The sequence below is a fragment of the Streptomyces specialis genome (assembly GCF_001493375.1).
Classification (GTDB): Bacteria; Actinomycetota; Actinomycetes; order Streptomycetales; family Streptomycetaceae; genus Streptomyces; species Streptomyces specialis.
Genome location: NZ_LN929895.1, coordinates 435,764 through 452,208 on the forward strand (window position 1 = coordinate 435,764; position 16,445 = coordinate 452,208).

The 16,445-nt window shown below is 73.9% G+C and carries 14 protein-coding genes; 11 read left to right on the forward strand and 3 right to left on the reverse strand.

The window, feature by feature from the left end; genetic code table 11:
- Nucleotides 1-71 precede the first annotated feature (71 nt).
- Nucleotides 72-563, forward strand: coding sequence for a hypothetical protein (locus BN2279_RS16755; protein ID WP_059010381.1), 492 nt, complete (start codon nucleotides 72-74; stop codon nucleotides 561-563).
- Here the strand turns inward: BN2279_RS16755 and BN2279_RS16760 are convergent.
- The 3 genes from BN2279_RS16760 to aac(3) form a co-directional block, all read right to left on the reverse strand.
- Nucleotides 526-924, reverse strand: a complete 399-nt coding sequence (locus BN2279_RS16760) for a hypothetical protein (RefSeq protein ID WP_059010383.1) — start codon at nucleotides 922-924, stop codon at nucleotides 526-528. The genes BN2279_RS16755 and BN2279_RS16760 overlap by 38 nt on opposite strands.
- A gap of 89 nt (nucleotides 925-1,013) precedes the next feature.
- Complete coding sequence (locus BN2279_RS16765) at nucleotides 1,014-3,311, reverse strand: ATP-binding cassette domain-containing protein (RefSeq protein ID WP_059010920.1); 2,298 nt, start codon at nucleotides 3,309-3,311, stop codon at nucleotides 1,014-1,016.
- Between the two features lie 187 nt (nucleotides 3,312-3,498).
- Entirely contained in the window at nucleotides 3,499-4,371 is an 873-nt protein-coding gene (gene aac(3), locus BN2279_RS16770) for an aminoglycoside 3-N-acetyltransferase (protein WP_059010386.1), read from the reverse strand.
- 128 nt (nucleotides 4,372-4,499) lie between these two features.
- Between aac(3) and BN2279_RS16775 the strand changes: the two genes are divergently transcribed.
- The 10 genes from BN2279_RS16775 to BN2279_RS16820 are packed head-to-tail and all read left to right on the forward strand — an operon-like array spanning nucleotide 4,500 to nucleotide 15,860.
- Nucleotides 4,500-5,768, forward strand: coding sequence for an ATP-grasp domain-containing protein (locus tag BN2279_RS16775; protein WP_199827738.1), 1,269 nt, complete (start codon nucleotides 4,500-4,502; stop codon nucleotides 5,766-5,768).
- Nucleotides 5,765-6,580, forward strand: coding sequence for a Rossmann-like domain-containing protein (locus tag BN2279_RS16780; RefSeq protein ID WP_059010388.1), 816 nt, complete (start codon nucleotides 5,765-5,767; stop codon nucleotides 6,578-6,580). Before BN2279_RS16775 ends, BN2279_RS16780 begins: the two co-directional genes overlap by 4 nt.
- On the forward strand, nucleotides 6,577-7,671 hold the full coding sequence (locus BN2279_RS16785; RefSeq protein ID WP_059010389.1) for a PLP-dependent cysteine synthase family protein: 1,095 nt from the start codon (nucleotides 6,577-6,579) through the stop codon (nucleotides 7,669-7,671). Before BN2279_RS16780 ends, BN2279_RS16785 begins: the two co-directional genes overlap by 4 nt.
- Entirely contained in the window at nucleotides 7,668-8,768 is a 1,101-nt protein-coding gene (locus tag BN2279_RS16790) for a dipeptide epimerase (RefSeq protein ID WP_059010391.1), read from the forward strand. The genes BN2279_RS16785 and BN2279_RS16790 overlap by 4 nt, the downstream gene beginning before the upstream one ends.
- Nucleotides 8,765-10,081: an MFS transporter gene (locus BN2279_RS16795; protein ID WP_059010393.1), complete on the forward strand. Its 1,317-nt coding sequence runs from the start codon at nucleotides 8,765-8,767 to the stop codon at nucleotides 10,079-10,081. The genes BN2279_RS16790 and BN2279_RS16795 overlap by 4 nt, the downstream gene beginning before the upstream one ends.
- Entirely contained in the window at nucleotides 10,078-10,989 is a 912-nt protein-coding gene (locus BN2279_RS16800) for a class I SAM-dependent DNA methyltransferase (RefSeq protein ID WP_079032225.1), read from the forward strand. Before BN2279_RS16795 ends, BN2279_RS16800 begins: the two co-directional genes overlap by 4 nt.
- Nucleotides 10,986-12,572, forward strand: coding sequence for an ABC transporter substrate-binding protein (locus tag BN2279_RS16805; protein WP_059010395.1), 1,587 nt, complete (start codon nucleotides 10,986-10,988; stop codon nucleotides 12,570-12,572). Before BN2279_RS16800 ends, BN2279_RS16805 begins: the two co-directional genes overlap by 4 nt.
- Nucleotides 12,569-13,522 carry an ABC transporter permease gene (locus BN2279_RS16810; RefSeq protein ID WP_059010397.1) on the forward strand — a complete coding sequence of 318 codons (954 nt, stop codon included), beginning with the start codon at nucleotides 12,569-12,571 and terminating at the stop codon, nucleotides 13,520-13,522. The genes BN2279_RS16805 and BN2279_RS16810 overlap by 4 nt, the downstream gene beginning before the upstream one ends.
- The gene (locus BN2279_RS16815; protein ID WP_059010399.1) at nucleotides 13,519-14,358 is read left to right on the forward strand and encodes an ABC transporter permease subunit; all 840 of its coding nucleotides are present in this window, start codon (nucleotides 13,519-13,521) and stop codon (nucleotides 14,356-14,358) included. Before BN2279_RS16810 ends, BN2279_RS16815 begins: the two co-directional genes overlap by 4 nt.
- Entirely contained in the window at nucleotides 14,355-15,860 is a 1,506-nt protein-coding gene (locus BN2279_RS16820; RefSeq protein ID WP_059010401.1) for an ABC transporter ATP-binding protein, read from the forward strand. The genes BN2279_RS16815 and BN2279_RS16820 overlap by 4 nt, the downstream gene beginning before the upstream one ends.
- The last annotated feature ends 585 nt before the right edge of the window (nucleotides 15,861-16,445 follow it).

Below are 16,445 nucleotides of genomic sequence, written 5' to 3' on the forward strand. Positions count from 1 at the left end.
ATGGCCGGGTCCCGGGCGCGCGACCACGATCGGACCTACCGCGCACCGGGCGCGGGGAAACGGAGTCCGACATGCGCAGACGCGTCCTCACCGTCCTGGGCCTGGCCGCCCTGATGTCCCTGCCGCCGACGGGTGCCGTGGCCCTGGACGACGAGTGGGCCTCGGTGCTCTCGCCCGGCGCCCTGCTGCCGTTCCAGGTGCAGGAGATACGGGCGGCGACGTACACGTTCCACGAGCAGGAGGCGGCGACCGCCGCCGGTTACGCGCCGGTGGGCGCGTGCGTGCCGGGCTCGGGCCACCACTACGTGCGGTCGGTGGCCGAGGGGCAGGACGATCTGGTGGTCGGCGAGCCGAACCTGCTCGTGTACGCGCCGCTGGCCGGGGGCGGTCAGGAGCTGGTGGCCGTCGGGTACGCGTCGAAGACGCCCGCCACGCTGTTCGGCCAGGCGTTTGAGCCGCCGGGCGACGGCAGGCCGTACCACACGCTGCACGTGTGGGCGTGGAAGGTGAACCCGGACGGGCTGCTCAACCGGACGAGCCCGCGCGTCGCCTGCGACGGCTGACCTCGTCCCGCCCGGCGGGCCACAGCAGCCCGGCCGCGGACAGCGCGCCCCAGCCGACGGACACCGCGACGGCGGCCCGGCGCCGCCCGCGCCCCGGCAGCGTCGCGCCGAGCAGCGCCGCGTCCCCGAGGTCCGCCGCGATCCGCAGGACGGCGGCGGTGCGCAGCGCGGGCCCCTCCGGCGCGGGGGCCAGGGCGGCGCCGCCCGCGGCGCCCCGCCAGCCCAGGGGGCGCAGCGAGGTCCGCGTCGAGGCGTCGTCCGCCAGTCCCGAGGGTGTGGCCAGCAGCTTCGGCCACACCGCGACGGCGATCCCGTACGCGGCGGTGGCCACGCCGACCCTCCGCAGCAACCCGACCCGCATGTGCGCCTCCTTCGTCGTGCGTGCCTCGTGCCTCGTGTGTCGTGCCTCGTGTGTCGGTGCGATGGTGCGTAGGTGCGTGGGCGGCCCGCTCAGCGGGCGTCGCCTCCCACGTAGGTGCGCAGGTGGCGGGCCGTGAGGGTGTCGGCGTCGGCTATGAGGGCGGCCGGGGTGCCGGTGAACACGACCTGGCCGCCGTCGTGTCCGCCGCCGGGGCCGAGGTCGATGATCCAGTCGGCGTGGGCCATCACGGCCTGGTGGTGCTCGATGACCACCACCGTGTTCCCGTCGTCGACCAGCCGGTCCAGCAGGGCGAGCAACTGGTCCACGTCCGCCATGTGGAGCCCGGTCGTGGGCTCGTCCAGCACATAGGTCGAGGACTTCTCCGCCATGTGGATGGCGAGCTTCAGCCGCTGGCGCTCGCCGCCGGACAGGGTGTTCAGCGGCTGGCCCAGGCTCAGGTAGCCGAGCCCCACGTCGGTGAGCCGCTCCAGGATCGCGTGCGCCTGGCCGGTCGGGAAGAAGTCGCGGGCCTCGGCCACGGACATGCCGAGGACCTCGCTGATGTTCTTCCCGCGGAGCGTGTACGTCAGGACCTCGGGGGTGAACCGCTTCCCCTCGCACCGCTCGCAGACCGACGCGACCCCGGCCATCATGGCGAGGTCGGTGTAGACGACGCCGATGCCGTTGCAGTTGGGGCAGGCGCCCTCCGAGTTCGCGCTGAACAGGGCGGCCTTCACCCCGTTGGCCTTGGCGAACGCGGTGCGGATCGGGCTCAGCAGGCCGCTGTACGTCGCGGGGTTGCTCCGCCGGGAGCCGCGGATCGGCGACTGGTCGGCCACCACCACGCCGTCGCGGCCCGACAGGTAGCCGTGGATCAGCGAACTCTTGCCGGATCCGGCGACGCCGGTGACCACGGTCAGCACGCCCAGCGGGATGTCCACGCTCACGTCCCGCAGGTTGTGCAGGTCGGCGTGGTGGATGGAGAGCGAGCCCATCGGCTCGCGGGTCCGCTCCCGCAGCCGCGCCCGGTGGTCCAGGTGCCGCCCGGTGAGGGTGCCGGAGGCGCGCAGCCCGGCGACGTCCCCGCTGTAGCAGATCCGGCCGCCGTCGGTGCCGGCGCCGGGGCCGAGGTCCACGACGTGGTCGGCGATGGCGATGACCTCGGGCTTGTGCTCCACGACGAGCACCGTGTTCCCCTTGTCGCGCAGCCGGAGCAGCAGGCCGTTCATCCGCTGGATGTCGTGCGGGTGCAGGCCGACCGTGGGCTCGTCGAAGACATAGGTGACGTCGGTGAGGCTGGAGCCGAGGTGGCGCACCATCTTGACGCGCTGGCTCTCGCCGCCGGAGAGGGTCGCCGAGGTGCGGTCCAGGCTCAGGTAGCCGAGGCCGATCTCGACCAGCGAGTCCAGCGTCTGCCGCAGGGTCGCCAGCAGCGGGGCGACGGACGGGTCCTCGATGGTGCGGACGAACGCGGCGAGGTCGCTGATCTGCATCGCGGAGCACCGCGCGATGTTGACCCCCGCGATGGTGGACGACAGCGCGGCGGCGCTCAGCCGCGAGCCGCCGCAGTCGCCGCACTCGGCGAACACCACGGCCCGGTCCACGAAGGCGCGGATGTGGGACTGCATCGAGTCGCGGTCCTTGGTCAGGTAGAGCCGCTGGACCTTGCTGACGAGCCCCTCGTACGTCATGTTGCCCGAGCCGATCTTGACCTTGGTGACAGGCTTGTGCAGGAAGTCCTCCCACTCGGCCGGGGTGAAGTCCCGCAGCTTCTTGTCCGGGTCGTAGAACCCGGAGTGGGCCATGATCTGCCAGTACCACGAGTCGACGGCGAAGCCGGGGGCGGTGATCGCGCCCTCGTTGAGGGAGAGGTCCCGGTCCACGAGCTGGTCGATGTCGATCGTGGAGACCTGGCCGAGGCCCTCGCACGCCGGGCACATGCCTTCCGGGCTGTTGAAGCTGAAGGCGCTCGACGTGCCGATGTGGGGGGTGCCGAGGCGGCTGAAGATGATGCGGAGCATGGTGTACGCGTCGGTGGCGGTGCCGACGGTGGACCGTGAGTTCGCCCCCATCCGCTCCTGGTCGACCACGATGGCCGCGCTGAGGTTCTCCAGGGCGTCGACGTCGGGGCGGCCGAGGCTCGGCATGAACGACTGGATGAACGCCGTGTACGTCTCGTTGATCAGGCGCTGCGACTCGGCGGCGATGGTGCCGAAGACGAGCGAGGACTTGCCGGAGCCGGAGACGCCGGTGAAGACGGTGAGGCGGCGCTTGGGGATGTCGAGCGAGACGTCCGCCAGATTGTTCTCCCGGGCGCCGCGCACCTTGATGAGGTCATGGCTGTCCGCGGGGGCTGCGTGGGCGGTCGGGGTGGTCTCGGCGGACATGCGCGTCTCCCGGGAATCGGCGGCGTCGTCGGACAGCGGTGGGCGGACATCGATGGACCCGAGTATGACCCGGGCCACTGACAGTGGCGGTTTCGTTCGGCCCGGCCCGGTTTCCGGGCGGGCCACCGGGCCGTTCCGCCGGGCCGTTCCGCCGGGTCAGGGGTCAGGGGCCAGGGGTCGTTCAGGGTCAGGGGCCCGGCGTCGCTCCGGCGGCCGTGAGCTTCGACTCCATCCACGCCACGCCGAACCGCGTCGCGTCGGCCGCGTCGAAGAGGTGGGAGGTCGCCGCGCCCGTCGTGCCGCTCGTGCCGATGCCCGCCGCGAGCATGTCGCGGGCGATGGCCGTGAACGGCCACTCCACGTCGGCCGGGACGACGCCGGAGTAGTCGAACGCGCCGTCGCTGGAGTCGATGTCGCGGAAGCGGCGCCACACCCGTTTCCCGTCGACCGTGATCGGCTGCTCGAACTCCACGAAGCGCTTGCCCGGCGCGTCGGCCAGGGCCTCGGCGTGGTGGAGCAGGGTGAACGAGTCGAGCGGCGCGCCCAGCATCAGCACCTTGCCGCGCGCCTCCACCAGATGGGCCAGCGGGCTGCCCGGGCCGTGCGGATGGTCCCACGGGTGGTCCGCCATCAGCGCGTGCGCGTCGGCCCCGAGGGCGGCGAAGCTCGCGTCGGGGTGGCGGCTGCGCACGGCGCCCGGACGGCGGCGCAGGGCCTCGGGGAGGCGGCCGTTGGCGTGGTCGGCCTCGCTGAGCAGCGGGTCGTAGGCGGGGTGATGGGCGCGCACCGCGTCCTGCCAGGCCCGGGGCCAGGTGGGGAATTCGTACGGCAGGGCGTCGTTCCAGCCGCAGGTCACCATGAGCGTGCCGCGGGGGCCGACCACGTCCAGCAGGGCGCCGATGACGGCCTGGGTGCCGCCGGCGACCCAGCCGAGCGCGGACATCCTCGTGTGGAACATCACGGTGTCACCGGTCCCGAGACCGAGGTCGCGCAGTTCCCGTCCGAGCCGGTCCTGGGTCACCGGTCCACCGGAACGGCGCAGCAACTCCCTTTCGTCCATGGGCGGAACTGTGCCACGCGGCATGATCCCGTGCTTCCGGATTTTTCCGCGCGTTGACCGGATGACAATGAAAATGATTATCGATAGTCTTCCCGGCGGCCAGGTCCATGTCACTGGAAGGGCGCACCGTGGGACATCTGCTGATGATCGAGAGCTGGGTCGGCTCCATGAGCCGGCTGTTGCCGCGCGCGATCGGGGAAGCGGGGCACCGGTTCACGTTCCTCACCCGTGATCTGCACCATTACCTGCGCGGGGCGTCCTCCGCCGCGCCGCATCCGCTGCTCGCCGCCGCGAACGTGCTCACCGCCGACACCAATGACACGGACGCGCTGCTGGACCACGCCGCCCGGACGCACGAGGTGCTCGGCTTCGACGGGGTGATCTCGTCGTGCGACTACTACCTTCCCGCCGTCGCCCGCGTCGCGCGCCACCTCGGACTGCCCGGGCCCGCGCCCGAGGCGGTGGAGGCCGCCTGCCACAAGGACGCCACCCGCCGGGTGCTCGCCGGAGCGGGGGTGCCGGGGCCGGACCACGCGGTCTGCCGGGACTGGCCGGAGACGGCGGCGGCTGCCGCGCGCATCGGATATCCCCTGGTGATCAAGCCCGTTGACCTCTGCGCCGGGATGTACGTCCGCGAGGTCGACGGCGAACGGGCGCTCGCCGAGGCGTACAAGGCGCTGGGCGACTTCCCCGTCAACGCGCGCGGCCAGCGCCGCTCGCCCGTGGTGCTCCTCGAAGAGCTGCTGGTGGGCCCCGAGTTCAGTGTCGAGACGGTGTCGTACGACGGCACCTGCCACGTGGTGGGGGTGACCGACAAGAGCGTGGGCGGGGCGCCGGCGTTCATCGAGACCGGGCACATGTTCCCGGCCGCGCTCGACCCGGCCGCCACCCGGGCGGTCGCGGACACGGCGGTCGCCGCGCTGACGGCGCTGGGCCTGGACCAGGTGGTCGCCCACACCGAGATCAAGCTCACGGCGGACGGCCCCCGGGTGATCGAGGTCAACCCCCGCCCGGCGGGCAACCGGATCACCGAACTGGTCCGGCACGTCACCGGCATCGACCTGCCGGGCGCCGCCGTGGACGTCGCCCTCGGCCTGACCCCGGACGTCGCGCCGCGCGAAACGGGCGTGCGCAGCGCCGCCATCGGCTTCCTGCTGCCCGAACAGGCCGGTGAACTCGCCGGGTTCGACGGCGTCGAGGACGCCTCCTCGGCGGCGGGCCTGCGGGAGCTGGAACTCGCCGGCCCCGGCCGCGCCGTGCGGCCGGCCGCCAGTAACAACGACTATCTGGGCCACGCCATGGTCACCGCCGACGAGACCGGCGCGGCGCGCGGCCGGGGCGAGGCCGTGCTCGCCGGGCTGTGTCCGCGCTACGCGCCGGCGGACGGTGCGGCGTGAGGTCGGTCGCCGAACTGGAACGCCGCGGGCTGGCCGGGGAGTTCGGCCCCGACCCGGCCGGACTGCGGATATCCGTGGCCTTCACCCCCTGCCAGGCCGTGCGGCACCGGGACCGGTCGGGCGGCTACCGCAACGAGGTCCTCAGCCTGCGGCTGGCCGGGTCGGTCGGCTCCTGCGCCGTGGAGCCCGGCGCGCTGCCGGCCGCCACGCTGGACGACTGCGTCGGCGCGGACGTCGCGTCGCTGCTGGCCCACCCGTCGCCCGCCGTGCGGATCGCGGCGCTGGACGCGTACCTCGCGCACGTGCTGCCGCACACCCCGGAGAACGGCGCCCGCCCGTATCCGCTGCCGGACGGCGACAGCCTTCGCAAGTCCCGGGCCCGCGCGCGGGCCGTGGTGGACCTGCTGCCCGAAACGCCCGCGCCGCGCCGGGTGCTGGTTGTCGGCGTGGTCAACTCCCTGCTGGAGCGGCGGCGGGAGCGCGGCACCGGCTACGTTCCGTGCGGCCTCAAGGGCGGCACCACCGAGTGGGGCGAGCCGGTCCGCCGGGACGCCGCCGCCGAACTCGACGGCTGCGACGCGCTGCTGGTCTCCGGGATGACGCTGGGCAACGGCACGTTCGAGCCGCTGCTGGAGCACGCGCGGTCCACCGGCAAGCCGTTGGTGCTGTTCGCGCAGTCGGGCAGCGCGGTGCTGCCGCGTTTCCTCGGCGCCGGGGTGACCGCCGTGTCGGCCGAGCCGTACCCGTTCTTCTGGCTGGACGGCGGGCCCGGTGTGCTGCACCGCTACGCCGTGGGCGGAGGTGCCGTATGACCGTCGTCGCCACCGAACAGACCGGGCACGCGGGGCCGGTGACCGCGCGGCCCGAGATGCTGGCGCTGCTCGGCCGCACGCCGATGGCGCGGATCACCGTTCCGCTGCCGCGCCCGCATCCCGGGTTCTGGGCGAAGCTGGAGGGGCTGAGCGCGGGCGGCCTGAAGGCGCGCGCCGCCGTCGCCATGCTGCGCGGCGCCCGCGAGCGCGGTGAACTGCGGCCCGGGGCGCCGGTGGTGGAGTCCACCTCCGGCACGCTCGGCCTCGGCCTGGCCTTCGCCGGACAGGCTCTCGGGCATCCGGTGATCCTCGTCGGGGACGCCGAACTGGAGCCCGCCGTCCGTGCGTTGCTCCGCGCTCACGGCGCCGGGCTGGAGCTGGTGGAACGGCCCGCCGCCCGGGGCGGCTGGCAGGCCGCGCGCATCGCCCGGCTGCGCGAGCTGCTCGACGCCCTGCCGGGCGCCTACTGGCCGGACCAGTACAACAACCCGGACAACGTCGCCGGTTACGCCACGATGGCCACCGAGATCGGGGACGCGCTGGACCATCTCGACGTCCTCGTGTGCAGCGTCGGAACGGGCGGCCACAGCGCGGGCGTCCCCGGCCCGCTGCGCCGCCGCTGGCCACGACTGCACGTGATCGGCGTCGACTCGATCGGCTCCACGATCTTCGGGCAGCCCGCCCGGCCGCGTCTGATGCGCGGCCTCGGCTCCAGCATCCACCCGCGCAACGTCCGCCACGACATCTTCGACGAGGTGCACTGGGTCGGCCCGGCGGAGGCGGTGGACACCTGCCGCAGGCTGGCCAGGGGCTGTTTCGTCAGCGGCGGTTGGAGCACCGGCGCGGTCGCGCTCGTCGCGGCGTGGGCCGCCCGCACCCGGCCGGGCGCGGTCGTCGCCACCGTGTTCCCCGACGGACCGCACCGCTACGTCGGCACCATCTACGACGACGACTACTGCCTGCGCCACGGCATCGGCACCCAAGGGCCGCCCGCCGCGCGCCCGTTGGAGATCGCCCACCCGCGCGCCGTGGAGGCGACGGGCTGGACCCGCTGCCGCACCGTCGTCGATCCGCTGCGGAGCCCGGCATGAGACTCACCGTGAGGACCGCGACACTCGAACTCCGCACGCCGCTGCGCATCTCACGCTCGGTGATGGCCCGCCGTGACGCGGTGTGGCTGGCGGTGGAGGACGACGAGGGCGTCACCGGGCACGGTGAGGCCGTCAGTTCGGTGTATCTGGGGCTGACCGCCGAACGCGCCAAGCATGCCCTGCTCGGCCACGCCGCTCCCGCGCTGGCCCGTCAACCCGACCCGGAGACGGCCCTGTCGGCCCTGCTGGACGGCACGCTGCTGCCGCGCGGCTTCCCGCCGGGCGCGATGGCGGCGGTCGATTCGGCGCTGCTCGATCTGGTCGGCAAGCGGGCCGGCCGGCCCGTGCACGGCCTGCTCGGCGAGAGCGAAAGCGGGGACGGGGACGATGGCGGTGAGGTGGTCGCGGCGACCGCGCGCACGATCGGGATCACCGACACGGCCGACGCGGCGGCGCAGGCGGGCGAGTTGGCCGCCCTGGGCTTCACGGTCCTGAAGATCAAGGCGGGATCGCCCGATCCGGCGGACGACCTCGACCGGGTCGCCGCCGTCCGCGACGCCGCGCCCGGCGTCCGGCTCCTGCTCGACCCCAACGGCGCCTGGACGCCCACCGCGGCCGGGGAGTTGCTGCCGCGGTTCGCCGCGCTCGGCGTCGAGGCGGTCGAACAGCCCACCGCGGCGGGCGATCCGGAGGCGCTGGCCCGACTGGCGGAACGCTCGCCCGTGCCGGTGATCGCCGACGAGGACGCGGCCGGGTACGAGGAGGCGCTCCGGCTGGCGGGCCGCGTCCACGGCGTGAACATCAAACTCGCCAAGTGCGGTGGCGCGCACCAGGCGTTGCGGATCCGCGCGGCGCTCGACGGCAGCGGCACCGAGGTGATGCTCGGCTGCCTGGCGGCGTCCTCGCTCGGCATCGCCCCGGCCGTCCACCTCGCGGCCCGCGCCCGCTGGGTCGATCTCGACGGTCATCTGCTGCTCGCCCACGACCCGTGGCAGGGCATCGGCGGCGCCGACGGAACGGTCCGGGCCGCCGCCCGGCCCGGGCTCGGCGTCGGCCCGGCGCCCGGAACGTCCCGGCCGGAAGGAGACCCGGCGTGAGAACCCTGCGCGCCGTACGCGGCTTCCCGCTGGCCGTACGGCTGTTGCTGGTCAACCAGTTCGGCGTCAACACCGGCTTCTACCTGCTCATCCCCTACCTCGCCGTCCACCTGGAGGAGGACCTGGGGATGTCCGCCGCGCTGATCGGCGTGGTGCTCGGGGTGCGGAACCTCAGCCAGCAGGGCTTGTTCATCATCGGCGGCTCGGCCGCCGACCGGCTCGGCGCGCGCGGTGTCATCATCGCCGGATGCGCCGTGCGCACGGTCGGGTTCGCGCTCTTCGCGCTCGGTGACGCGCTGGCCGTGCTGCTCGCGGCGTCGGTGCTCAGCGGGTTGGCGGGCGCCCTGTTCAACCCGGCCGTCCGCGCCTACATCGCCGTCGAGTCGGGGGAGCGGAAGGCCGAGGCGTTCGCGCTGTTCCAGGTGTTCGCGATGGCCGGGGCGATGGCCGGGCCGTTGCTCGGCAGCGCGCTGCTGCTGATCGACTTCCGCGCCTCGGCGCTCACCGCCGCCGCGATCTTCGCCGTGCTCACCGTCGCGCAGGCCCTCGTCCTGCCCGCGCGCCGCGCGTCCAAGGACCCGGAGCCGGGGAAGTCGGCGGGCGGGGACGGGCGTCGGCCCGGGGTGCTCGCCGACTGGCGCGAAGTGGCGTCCAACCGCCGCTTCCTGGCCTTCGCCGTCGCCATGACCGGCATGTTCACCCTGGAGAGCCAGCTCTACCTGCTGCTGCCGGACGGCGCGAGGACCGCGACCGGCTGGGCGGGGGCGGCCGGGCTCATCTTCCTGGTGGGGACGGTGCTCAGTCTCACCCTCCAGCTCCGTGTCACCACCGCGCTCAAGTCGCGCGGCAGCAGGGGGCGTTGGATCGCCGCCGGACTCGCCTGCATGGGGCTGGCGTTCGTGCCGCCGCTGCTGGTGGCGGACGGTGACGCGCCGGGCGGGGCGGCCGTGCGGCTGCTGCCGGTGCTCGCCGGGGCCGCGTTGCTCTACCTCGGGGTGATGGCGGCGCAGCCGTTCGTCATGGAGCTGATCCCCTCGTTCGGCCGGGAGTCGCTCACCGGCACCTCCTTCGGGCTGTTCTACGTCGTGTCCGGCGTCGCGGCGGCCGTCGGGAACACGGCCGTGGGCTGGGCCATGGACCTCGGCGAGCGCGGCGGCCGGTCGTGGCTGCCGTGGCTGTTCTGCCTGGCCGTGGGCCTGTCGTCCGCCGCCGGGGTCGCGTGGCTGAGCCGCCGGGGCGCGCTGCCCGAACCGGTCACGGCCGGTGTCCGCCCCGCCGGTTCGGCGCGTCCCGCCCGGGAGGCCGTCTCATGACCGGCGGCCCTGCCCCGGGCGGCGACAGCAATCTGCTCACCGACCGGCCCGACTTGTACGAGGCGCGGTTCCCCGATCCCGAACGCCTCGCCGCTCGCTGGGCGGAGGACGTGCTGCTGCGCCACGGCGCCGGGCCGCGCGTGCTGGACGCGGGCTGCGGCACCGGGCGCGACGCCGCTCATCTGCACGGCCTGGGACGGCGGGTCACCGGCATCGACGTCGCCACGTCGATGCTCGCGTACGCCCGCACCCATCATCCCGGGCCCGAGTATCTCCGCGCGGACCTGCGGGACTTCGACCTCGGCCGCACGGTGGACGCCGTGCTGTGCCTGGACAGCGCCCTGTTGTACTGCCACGGCAACGACGAGCTGGACGGGTTCCTCGCCTCCTGCCGCCGCCATCTTTCGCCCGGTGGGCTGCTGGTGGCGGAGATGCGCAACGGCGCGTTCTTCCTCGGTGACAGCGAACTGCTGGACCGGCCCGTGACCCGCACGCTCAGCGACGGCGGCGTCGTCCGCACCTCCGTCACCACCCTGTGGGTCGATCGCGCGGCCCAACTCCTGTGCCGTCGCCGGGTGTGGACCGCCGACGACGGTTCGCCGCCCCTCGAACAGCGGTCCGCGTGGCGGCTGCTGTTCCCGCGGGAGCTGTGCCACTTCCTCGCCGTCGCCGGGTTCGAGGTGCTGGAGCTGCACGACGGGCCAGGACCGCGCACCGAACCGCCCTGGCGGCCCGGCGCTCCCGCGCCCGAGGGCACCACGGCAGACGGCGACCGGCTCCAACCCCCCCCTCCTTACCATCTCGCCCCGCCGACGAACGGGGAACCACTTCTACCCCCGCGCGCCCGCGCGCGTCCCGAACTCCCCACCGACCCGAACTTTTCACCGAAAGAGGAACGATCAGCATGACCGAGCAGTCGCACAGATCCCTCCCGGCCGGCCCGGCCCGTCGTACCGTCCTCGCCGTGGGCGGCGCCTCCGCCGCCGCCTTGGCGCTGACCGCCTGCGGCGGCGGCTCGGGCTCCGGCGGGAACGGTGAGGGCGGCGGCGACGAGCCGCGCCCCGGTGGGCGGTTGCGGGCCGCGTTCGCGGGCGGTGGCGCGAGCGAGACCCTGGACCCGCACCTGACCAACCTGTTCGCCGACGCCGCCCGCGCCAAGGCCCTGTTCGACAAGCTCGCGGACTTCGGCTCCGACATGTCGGCGCAGCCGCGTCTCGCCGAACGCTGGGAGCCCGGCGACGGGTTGGACGTCTGGACCATCACCCTCCGGGCCGCCCAGTGGCACGACGGTTCGCCGGTCACCGCCGCCGACGTCCTGTACAGCTACCGCCGCATTGCCGACCCGGACGGGGCGTTCCGCGCCAAGGCGTCGCTGGAGCCGATCGATCTCGACGCCAGCCGCGCCGTGGACGACCGGACCGTCGAGTTCAAGCTGAAGCGCCCGTACGCCGAGTTCCCCAACGTGCTGGCCGCGTTCGGCGCGTACATCGTTCCCGACGGCGCGGAGACGTTCGACAGCCCGGTCGGCTCGGGGCCGTTCCGCTTCGTCTCGTTCGAGCCCGGCAGTTCCCTCCTCGTGGAGCGCTTCGACGGCTACTGGGACGGCGCCCCGCACCTGGACGAGCTGGAGTTCGTCATCGCCGACGAGGAGTCCGCGCGCATCAACGCGCTGCTCGGCGGCCAGGTGGAGTACGCCCACGAATTGAACCCGGCGACCGCCCGCGCCCACGAGAACGGCGGCCAGGCCCACATCGTGCGGCTGCGCAACAGCGCCATGCAGGGCTTTGTGATGAAGACCGACCGGGCGCCGTTCGACGACCCGCGCGTCCGGGAGGCGTTCTTCCTGATCGCCGACCGGCAGGAGCTGGTCGACGGCGCCCTGTCCGGCGCGGGCGAGATCGGCAACGACCTGTTCGGCAAGGGCTATCAGTACTACGCCGACGACATCCCGCAGCGCGCGCAGGACCTCGACCGGGCGCGGGAGCTGCTGGCCGAGGCCGGTCACGGCGACGGGCTCACCGTCACCCTCGACACCTCGCCGGTCGCCACCGGGTTCATCGAGGCGGCCGAGATCTTCAAGGAGCAGGCGGCGCGCGCCGGGGTCACCATCGAGGTCGCGGTCGGCAACGAGGACACCTACTGGGCCGACACCCTCGACTCCGGCACCCTGGCCTGCACCCGCTCCGGGACGATGCCCATCGAGTCCCACATCTCGCAGCGCCTGCTCAGCGATTCGCCCACCAACGCCACCCACTGGCGGCACGACGACTTCGACGAGCTGTACCGGCAGGCCCAGTCCACCTCCGACGAGGGCGAACGGGCCGCGCTGTACGGGCGGATGCAGCGCCGTCTGCATGCCGAGGGCGGCTTCCTGATCTGGGGCTTCGCCGACTGGATCGTGGCAACGGCCGGAAACGTGCGGGGCGTCGCCGAGGACGCTCCCGCCAACACCCTGGACTGGGCGCGCTTCGACCGGGTGTGGCTGGCGTGACCGACGGCCGTTCCTGGCTGCTGCGGCGGCTGGTGGTCGGCGTCGCGCAGATCGCCGGGGTGGTGGCGCTGGTGTTCCTGCTCACCGAGGCCCTCCCCGGCGACGCGGCCGTCGCGCTGGCCGGGGACGCGCCCGATCCCGAACGCGTCGCGCGCATCCGGGAGATCATGCGGCTGGACGAGCCGGCGGCCGAGCGTTTCGCCGACTGGGCAGCCGGTCTGCTCCGCGCCGACCTCGGCACCTCGCTGGTCTCCGGGCGGCCGGTGACCGGCTATCTGGCGGACGCCCTGGGGCCGACGCTGCTGCTGGCCGGTCTCACGCTGCTGTTGCTCGTGCCGGTCTCGGTGGGGCTCGGGGTGCTCGCCGCGCGCCACGAGGGCGGCCGGACCGACCGGTTGATCAGCACGGTGACCCTCGGGGTGTACGCGGTGCCGGAGTTCGCCCTCGGGGTGCTGCTGATCGTGGTGTTCGCGCTGCGTCTTGGCTGGCTGCCGCCGACGGCGGTGGGGCACGGCACCGATCTGCTCGCCGAACCGGCCGTGCTGGTGCTGCCGGTGCTGGTGCTGCTGGCCCGGCCGGTCTGCTCGATCAGCAGGCTGGTCAGGGCCGGGATGATCGAGGCGATGGCGTCGCCGTACGCGGCGCAGGCCCGGCGGTACGGCGTGCCCGGCCGCCGGGTCCGCTGGGCGCACGCGCTGCCCAACGCGGTCGCGCCCGCCGCGCAGCAACTGGCCAGGACCTGCGACTGGTTGCTGTCCGGAGTGATCGTGGTGGAGGCGCTGTTCGTCATCCCCGGCCTGGGCACGGTCCTGATCGACGCGGTCGCCGCCAGGGACATCCCGGTGGTGCAAGGGCTCGCGGTCGTCTTCGGAGTGGTGACGGTGGTGCTGAACCTGGGGGCCGACGTGGTGACGCGCCGCTTCGCGCCCCGGGCGGGGGTGGCGGCGTGAACGGCCGCGCGCCGGACGGCGGGACGGGCGTCACGGCGGGCCGTGGGCAGGCCGTGCTCGGGCTGGCCCTGATCGCCGTGCCGCTTCTCCTCGCCGTCGCCGGACCGTGGTTCGCGGGTGAACCGGGCCCGCGCGGCGTCTCGTTCACCACCGGCCAGGGGCACTGGCTGGGCACGGACTTCACCGGGCGCGACGTGTGGCGGCAAGTGCTGCTCGGCGGGCGGTCGGTGGTGCTGACGGCGGTGACGGCGACGGCCGTCGCGTATCTGGTGGCGCTGCCGGTCGCGCTGGCCGCCGCGCTGACCCACCGGGCGTGGCTGGAGGAGCTGTTGATCAGGCCGCTGGACGTGGTGCTGGCCGTGCCGTCGCTGTTGCTGCTGCTGATGACGGCGGCGCTGTTCACCCCGGGCCCGGTCGGGCTGGCGCTGATCGTGGCGCTGATCAACGTGCCGGACGCGGCGCGGATCGTGCGGGCCGCGGCGGCGGAGGCGGCGGCCCGGCCGGCCGTCGAGGCGATGCGGATGCAGGGCGAGAGCTGGTGGCGGATGGCGATCGGCTATGTGGGCCGGTCGGCGCTGCGCACGCTGGCCGCCGACGCGGGGGTGCGGCTGACCGGGACGCTGTATCTGGTGGCGACCGCCGCGTTCCTGGGCGTCGGGGTCGCGCCCGACGCGGCCGACTGGGCCGTGATGGTGGACCACAACCGGACCGGGCTGTTCGTCCAGCCGTGGGCCGTGGTGGTCCCGGCCGTGCTGATCGTCGCGTTGACCACCGGCACCAACCTGCTGTTCGACGCCGGGCTGGCGAGGCCGGGGAAGAGAGGGAAACGCCCGTGACCGTGGCGCGCGTGGAGAATCTGCGGGTCGAGATCGGCGGCCGGGCGGTGGTGGACGGCGTCTCGCTGACCGCGTGGCCGGGCCGCTGCACCGCGCTGGTGGGCCCGTCCGGCAGCGGCAAGAGCACCACCGGGCTGGCGCTGCTGGGTGAATACCCGGCCGGGGCGCGGGTGTCGGGGACGGTGACCGTGACCGGCCGCGCCGGGTACGTTCCGCAGCAGCCCGCCGCCGCGCTCAACCCGGCGCGGCGGGCGGGGGCGTTGCTCGCCGACATCGCCCGGCAGGCGGGCGGCACCCGGGCGGAGCGCGCCGAGCGGACGCGGGCGGCTCTGCTGGCGGCGCAGCTTCCCGAACCCGAGCGGGTGCTGCGCCGTTATCCGCACCAGCTTTCGGGCGGCCAGCAGCAGCGGGCCGGTCTGGCGCAGGCGCTGCTGTCGGGCGCGCCGGTGGTGGTCGCGGACGAACCGACCACCGGGCAGGACGCGTTGACCCGGCAGCGGGTGGTGGCCGAGCTGCGCGCGGTGCTGGCGCGCGGCGTGGCGGTGGTGCTGCTCAGCCACGATCTGGACGTGGTGCGGGAGCTGGCCGACGAGTTGGTGGTCCTGGACGGAGGCCGGGTGGTGGAGTCGGGGCCCGCGGACCGGGTCTTCGCGGCGCCCCGGCACCCGTGGACCGCGAAGATGCTGGCCGCCGGGGCGCCGAGGCCGGCGCCGGAACGGGCGGTGCGGCCGCCGGGGGACGAGCCGGGCGGCGCGGGGCTGCGGGCGGTGGGGCTGACCGCGTGGCACGGCGCCCGCCGGGGCGGGAGCACCGTGCTGCGCGACGTCTCGCTGACGCTGGGCGCGGGGGAGTGCCGGGCGGTCGTCGGCCGGTCCGGCTCGGGGAAGACGACGCTGGCGCGCTGCCTGGCCGGGCTGCACCGGCGCTGGTCGGGCCGGTTGGAGCTGGACGGGGTGGCGCTGCCGCGCAGTGTGCGCGAGCGGCGGCGGGAGCAGGTGGCCGCCGTGCAGTACGTGTTCCAGGACGCGCGGGCCTCGTTCGACGAGTTCCGGCCGGTCGCGGCCCAGATCGCGCGTACCGCCGTCCGGTTGCGCGGCGCGACGGAGGAGGCGGCGCGGGCGGAGGCCGTCGAGACGCTGGCGGCCGTGGGGGTCGGGGCGGGGACGGCGGACCGGCCGCCCGGCGGGCTCTCCGGCGGGGAGCTGCAACGTGCCGCGCTGGCCCGCGCCTTGCTGGCCCGGCCCAGGGTGCTGCTGTGCGACGAGATCACCTCGGGTCTCGATCCGGTCACCCAGCAGGGGGTGCGCACGCTGCTGGCCGGGCTGAAGGAGCGCACGTCGCTGGTGCTCATCACCCACGATCTGGCGGTGGCGGCGAGCCTGGCCGACCGGATCGCCGTGCTCGACGAGGGCCGGGTCGTGGAACAGGGTCCCGCGGCGGAGCTGTTGGCCGCGCCGGCGCATCCGTTCACGCGCCGGCTGCTGGCGGCATCGTCGCATTAGGCCGATATTCGATTCGGTTCTCGTGCAACTTTTCGGTTACGTCGTTGGTCGTTGGCCCGCTCGTCGTCATCTCCCGGTTGTCCTTTCATGTCGTTCTCGTTAAACAAAGCCGCGCGTGCGCCCTGGGAGTGAACGATTTATGGAGATGAGCGCGCGTTCACCTGGCGTCGAGAGAGCCGCGCACGCCGAAGTCGGGTGACTGTGTGTGTGGTTCTGACCTGCGGTTGAGCGTTCTCGTGGGTCTGCGGGAGACGCGTGGGGCGGCAGAAGGCCGCCGGGGCGCCGCCGATCGGCCTCCATCTGTGGAGAGATGGCCGCAGCGCCCGCATCTCGGCCACAAATGCAAAATGATTACATCATCTGCTTTTTTGGTGGCGAGTTCCGCTAGTGTGGTCCCGGCTTCACAGCGCCCCCCGGCGTCACCGCTCATGGCGTCGAGGCGGCGCCCACGTGTCCGCACCCGATGGGTGCCACCACGCTCGCTCGCTTCCCGGGGAGGGGAACATGAACTGCTCAGCCGTCAGGGTGAGTCACGCCCCCAGCGGTGGCTGAGGGCCACAGGCCACTGTCGGGTGACGGGTGCAT

Bases quoted from the DNA above. Each gene is read 5' to 3' on its own strand.
- BN2279_RS16790 (WP_059010391.1), top strand. From the start codon at position 7,668: ATGAGACTCACCGTGAGGACCGCGACACTCGAACTCCGCACGCCGCTG.
- BN2279_RS16805 (WP_059010395.1), top strand. From the start codon at position 10,986: ATGACCGAGCAGTCGCACAGATCCCTCCCGGCCGGCCCGGCCCGTCGT.
- BN2279_RS16755 (WP_059010381.1), top strand. From the start codon at position 72: ATGCGCAGACGCGTCCTCACCGTCCTGGGCCTGGCCGCCCTGATGTCC.
- BN2279_RS16785 (WP_059010389.1), top strand. From the start codon at position 6,577: ATGACCGTCGTCGCCACCGAACAGACCGGGCACGCGGGGCCGGTGACC.
- BN2279_RS16765 (WP_059010920.1), bottom strand. From the start codon at position 3,311: ATGTCCGCCGAGACCACCCCGACCGCCCACGCAGCCCCCGCGGACAGC.
- BN2279_RS16800 (WP_079032225.1), top strand. From the start codon at position 10,078: ATGACCGGCGGCCCTGCCCCGGGCGGCGACAGCAATCTGCTCACCGAC.
- BN2279_RS16760 (WP_059010383.1), bottom strand. From the start codon at position 924: ATGCGGGTCGGGTTGCTGCGGAGGGTCGGCGTGGCCACCGCCGCGTAC.